The sequence below is a fragment of the Clostridium gallinarum genome (assembly GCF_014836325.1).
GTDB classification, from domain to species: domain Bacteria; phylum Bacillota; class Clostridia; order Clostridiales; family Clostridiaceae; genus Clostridium; species Clostridium gallinarum.
This window is the reverse complement of record NZ_JACSQZ010000105.1, coordinates 1-4,477: the sequence shown is the minus strand read 5'-3', so window position 1 is coordinate 4,477 and position 4,477 is coordinate 1. Positions and strand designations below refer to the sequence as shown.

The window sequence follows — 4,477 nt, the reverse complement described above, 5'->3', positions numbered from 1 at the left end:
ATTAAATTTATCCACAATTTATAATAGAAAAAGCCTCTGTTTTTTTAAAACAGGGGTTTTTCAACAAACTGTAAAAAGCCGCATACTATAAATGCGGCTTTTTTGCTTTTTTAAAAAGGTTGTAAGATAATAGATATTAAGGTGGTGAAGTAATGAAAAAGATAATAGAAATGTTTATTGCTTTTTTTAAGATAGGAGCTTTTACTTTTGGCGGAGGATATGCTATGATTCCTTTAATAGAGGAAGAAGTAGTAAATAACAAAAAATGGATAGAAAAAGAAGAATTCATGGATATATTAGTGGTTTCTCAAAGTTTACCAGGAGCCTTAGCAGTAAATTGTTCAATATTTTTAGGATATAAAATTGGAGGAATATTAGGAGGGTGTATGGCATTATTAGCTGTAATCCTACCATCATTTTTAATTATACTTTTAATAGCAGCTTTCTTTATGCAATTTAGAAATAATTATTATGTTAATGCGGCCTTTATGGGAATTAATGCAGCAGTACCTTTATTAGTATTGGTAGGTGCAATTAGTTTAGGAAAAGGTTTAGAAAAAAATACTAGAACAATAGCAATTATAATAATTGCACTTATAGCATTGACTTTCTTTAACATACATCCAGTTATAGTAATAATTACATCAGCAATATATGGAGTAGTGTTTTTAAGAAAGAAGGTGAAATAAGTGGATTTAGCATTAAAATTATTTTTAGCATTTCTTAAAATAGGAACATTTAGCTTTGGAGGCGGCTATGCTATGCTTCCCTTTATTCAAAGAGAAATAGTAGAAAAAAATAATTGGATAGATATAAATGAATTTATGGATATTATAGGAATATCCCAAATGACTCCAGGACCAATTGCAATAAATTCAGCAACTTTTGTTGGATATAAATTATTTGGAGTTATAGGAAGTATTATGGCAACATTAGGAGTAATATTTACTTCATTTATATTAGTATCTATAATAAGTAAAATGCTTGAAAAATTTAAAGAATCAACAGTAATTAAAGCAGCATTAATGGGTATGAGACCTGTATTAATAGCTTTAATTATAAAAGCATTTTTAGATTTAGCAAAAGAATCATACTTAGATTTAAAAAGTTTAATAATAGCAGCTATAATAGGATTAGTATTATTAAGCAAGAAATTACATCCGATATTAGTTATAGTATTAGCTGGAGTTATAGGCTTAGTATTTTATATGTAAAAGAATTTATGAGGGATGAAAATGAAAAATAAGGGATACGAGAAGGCATTAGGTTTATTTAATGATGGAAATATAGATATAGCAATAGAAATTTGCGATAGAGAAATATCTAAAGATTTAACTAATTCTAATGTAATTAATTTAAAAGGATTACTATTATATTTAAAAGGCGAATTAGAAGATGCCATTGCATTATGGAATATTAATAAGGACTATAATGATGATAATATATCAGTTTCATATATAAGGGATATTCAAAAAGATTTTAAGAGAAAAGAGCTTTATGAAGAGGCAAAAGAATTAATAAATAATTTAGATATAGATAAGGCAATAGATATTCTAAATTTATGTAGTAAAAGTGATTTTAACTCTATAAACATAAATAATGATTTAGCTCTTTGTTATTATAAAAAAGGTAATCATGAAAATGCAAGAAAATATTTAGATAAAGTATTTAGTTTAGATAAAAAAAATAAGCTAGCTAGAGAGATTAATGGAAAACTAAATAGTATCTATAAGTATAGAGATAGAGGAGATTTTACAAAAAAAATATCTTTAGGATTTCTTATGGGTATAGGAATGATAGCAATAGTATTTATTACTAACCAAAAGTTTATGAGTCATAAAATACCAAAAATAAATTTAGAAAAAAATCCAGATAATATTGAAAAAATTGTAGATAATCAAAATATAGTTAATAAAAATCAGGATATAAGTCATGAAGAAGTAAATATAGAAAAAGATTTAACTGAGGATGAAATAAGAGAAAATTATATAAATGCCACTGAAATGTATGATAAAGAAGATTACGAAAAAGTGAAAGATATATTAGAAAATACGGTTTCTAAACTAAAGGGCAGTCATTTGGATGATGATATTATATTTTTATTAGGAGCTACCTATGAAAATTTAGGATATAAGGATAAGGCAATTGAAATATTTGATAGATATATAAGTGAATATATAAATGGGAGTTATATAGAAGAAGCTTATTATAGAGCTGCTTTATTATATAGAAATGAGGATATAGATATAAGTAAAAATTATGCAAATAAAATTTTAATAAATTACCCTAATTCTATATATAATAATAGTTATGTAGAAGAAATAATGAGTTCATAGGAGGGTAAAATGATAAAAATAATAAAAAATATTAAAATCTATGCTCCAGAATATTTAGGGAAAAAGAATATAGTCATATCATCAAATAAGATTGAGGGTATATATGATGATTTGGAAATACCAAATAACTTTATAAATATAGAAGTAATTGATGGAGAGGGGAAATTACTTTTTCCAGGATTTATAGATAATCATGTTCACATAAATGGTGCAGGAGGAGAAGGTGGATTTAATATGAGGACACCTGAAATAATGCTTTCTGATTTAACTAAAGCTGGAATTACAACAGTAGTTGGATGTATTGGAACTGATAGTGTATGTAGGGATATGGCTAGCTTAATAGCTAAGGCTAAGGCATTAGAGGAAGAAGGAATAACTACTTACTGTTATACAGGGTCCTATGAAATACCAGTAAAAACTTTAACAGGAAGTATTAAAAAAGATATTATGTTAATAGATAAAATTATAGGAATTGGAGAAATTGCTATATCCGACACAAGAAGTTCTCAAGCAACATATGATGAATTAGTTCAAGCGATAGCACAATCAAGAGTAGGAGGATTATTATCAGGAAAATCAGGAATAGCAAACATTCATTTAGGAGATGGTACAAGAAAGCTAGGTTATTTATTTAGATTGGCAGATGAAACTGAAATACCAATAACTCAAATTCTTCCAACTCATATAAATAGAAACGGAGATTTATTTAAATCTGGTGAGGAATATATAAATAAGGGCGGATATATAGATTTTACCACTAGTACTCCAGAGAATTTATTAGCCCCAGGTGAATTAAGTGCAAGTGAAGCTTTGAGCATATTAATAAAAAATAATTCTAATATTTCTAATGTAACTTTCTCTTCAGATGGCAATGGTAGTATGCCAATTTTTGATGATAAAGGAAAATTAATAAAGATTGGAATTTGTACTGTAGCGAGTCTTTATGAAGAAGTTAAGAAATGTATAAAAGAGTATCATATACCTATAGATGAAGCACTTAAAGTTATTACCTCGAATGTATCAAAAGTATTAAAGCTAAAGAATAAAGGTTCTATAGATATAGGGAAAGATGCTGATTTAGTTATAGTTAATGAAGAAACTTTAGACATTGATACAGTTATAGCAATGGGAAAAGTTATGGTTAAGGATGGAGCCGCTATAGTGAAAGGAACATTTGAAAATTAAAGATTAAATATAAATAATGAAAAGCTGAGTTGCCTCAGCTTTTTTAATATCTTTTTTAATATCCTGTTTTGAAAAATACATGTTGACCAATATACTTACTATCTGCTTTTTCAACATCCTGCATCCATGAGCATGTAGCTATATCAGGATTATAGAAAAATAAAGCTTCATTGGTTGGATCATTACCTTTAATAGCGTCGTAAACTGCATTATAACACTCTTCTGTAGCAATTACGTTAATTTCTCCATTAATTACACAAGAAAATGCATTTGGTTGTAAGATAACATCCCTAACGCTATTAGGAAATCCTGGACTTAAAACTCTATTCAAAATAACTGATGCAACTGCAACCTTCCCCTCATAGGGTTCACCTTTACTTTCAGCATAGACTATTTTAGCCATTAAATCTAAATCTTCTTTAGTTAGATAAACTGAGTTATCATTGTGACTAAAAACTTGAACAAATTCTTCTTTTGGCCTATTTATTAAACTAACATTCATTTCTTCATTTAAATTTTTTTTCCTCATCTCTGTAGTATTATTGCTATAAGCAAATACTTTAATATTAGCTGAAAATAAAAGGGTTACTAATAAAATAGATAATGTTTTAAAATATTTCATAAATACCCTCCTTTTGGATAATATAATCCAAAACTTATTATTACCAAAAGGAAAAATTTAATACAAATTATTTTTTATTTCATTTTCATACTTCTTAAAAGCTTCCAAAGTATCTTCTCTTTTAGAGGATGAATTTGTGTAATTTTTAGTTATTTCACTAGAATCCCCATCTAAATCTATAGAAGTTTTTTCATATATAGTAGCTTCTTTAATAGATTTTAAATAGACTGAATAAGTATTTAAGTACTCATTAAAAGCTTCATATATATCCATACACCCTTCAGGAATAGAAATAAATGATGATTTTTCTTTTATAATATTATAAGTATCTTCC

At 26.8% G+C, this 4,477-nt stretch carries 5 protein-coding genes and 1 pseudogene; 4 read left to right on the top strand and 2 right to left on the bottom strand.

Annotated elements, in window-relative coordinates; translation table 11 throughout:
* The first annotated feature begins 152 nt into the window (after nt 1-152).
* The 4 genes from H9660_RS15825 to iadA are packed head-to-tail and all read left to right on the top strand — an operon-like array spanning nt 153 to nt 3,521.
* Entirely contained in the window at nt 153-689 is a 537-nt protein-coding gene (locus tag H9660_RS15825; RefSeq protein ID WP_191751335.1) for a chromate transporter, read from the top strand.
* Complete coding sequence (locus H9660_RS15820) at nt 690-1,214, top strand: chromate transporter (protein ID WP_191751334.1); 525 nt, start codon at nt 690-692, stop codon at nt 1,212-1,214. It abuts the gene before it with no gap.
* 21 nt (nt 1,215-1,235) lie between these two features.
* The gene (locus H9660_RS15815) at nt 1,236-2,336 is read left to right on the top strand and encodes a tetratricopeptide repeat protein (RefSeq protein ID WP_191751333.1); all 1,101 of its coding nucleotides are present in this window, start codon (nt 1,236-1,238) and stop codon (nt 2,334-2,336) included.
* Nucleotides 2,337-2,345: 9 nt separating this feature from the next.
* Nucleotides 2,346-3,521 carry a beta-aspartyl-peptidase gene (gene iadA / locus H9660_RS15810; protein ID WP_191751332.1) on the top strand — a complete coding sequence of 392 codons (1,176 nt, stop codon included), beginning with the start codon at nt 2,346-2,348 and terminating at the stop codon, nt 3,519-3,521.
* A 55-nt stretch (nt 3,522-3,576) separates the two neighbouring features.
* Here the strand turns inward: iadA and H9660_RS15805 are convergent, their stop codons facing one another.
* Both H9660_RS15805 and H9660_RS15800 read right to left on the bottom strand, forming a co-directional pair.
* Complete coding sequence (locus H9660_RS15805) at nt 3,577-4,143, bottom strand: cell wall hydrolase (RefSeq protein ID WP_191751331.1); 567 nt, start codon at nt 4,141-4,143, stop codon at nt 3,577-3,579.
* A gap of 57 nt (nt 4,144-4,200) precedes the next feature.
* Nucleotides 4,201-4,477: pseudogene (locus H9660_RS15800) on the bottom strand (hypothetical protein); the annotation flags it as partial.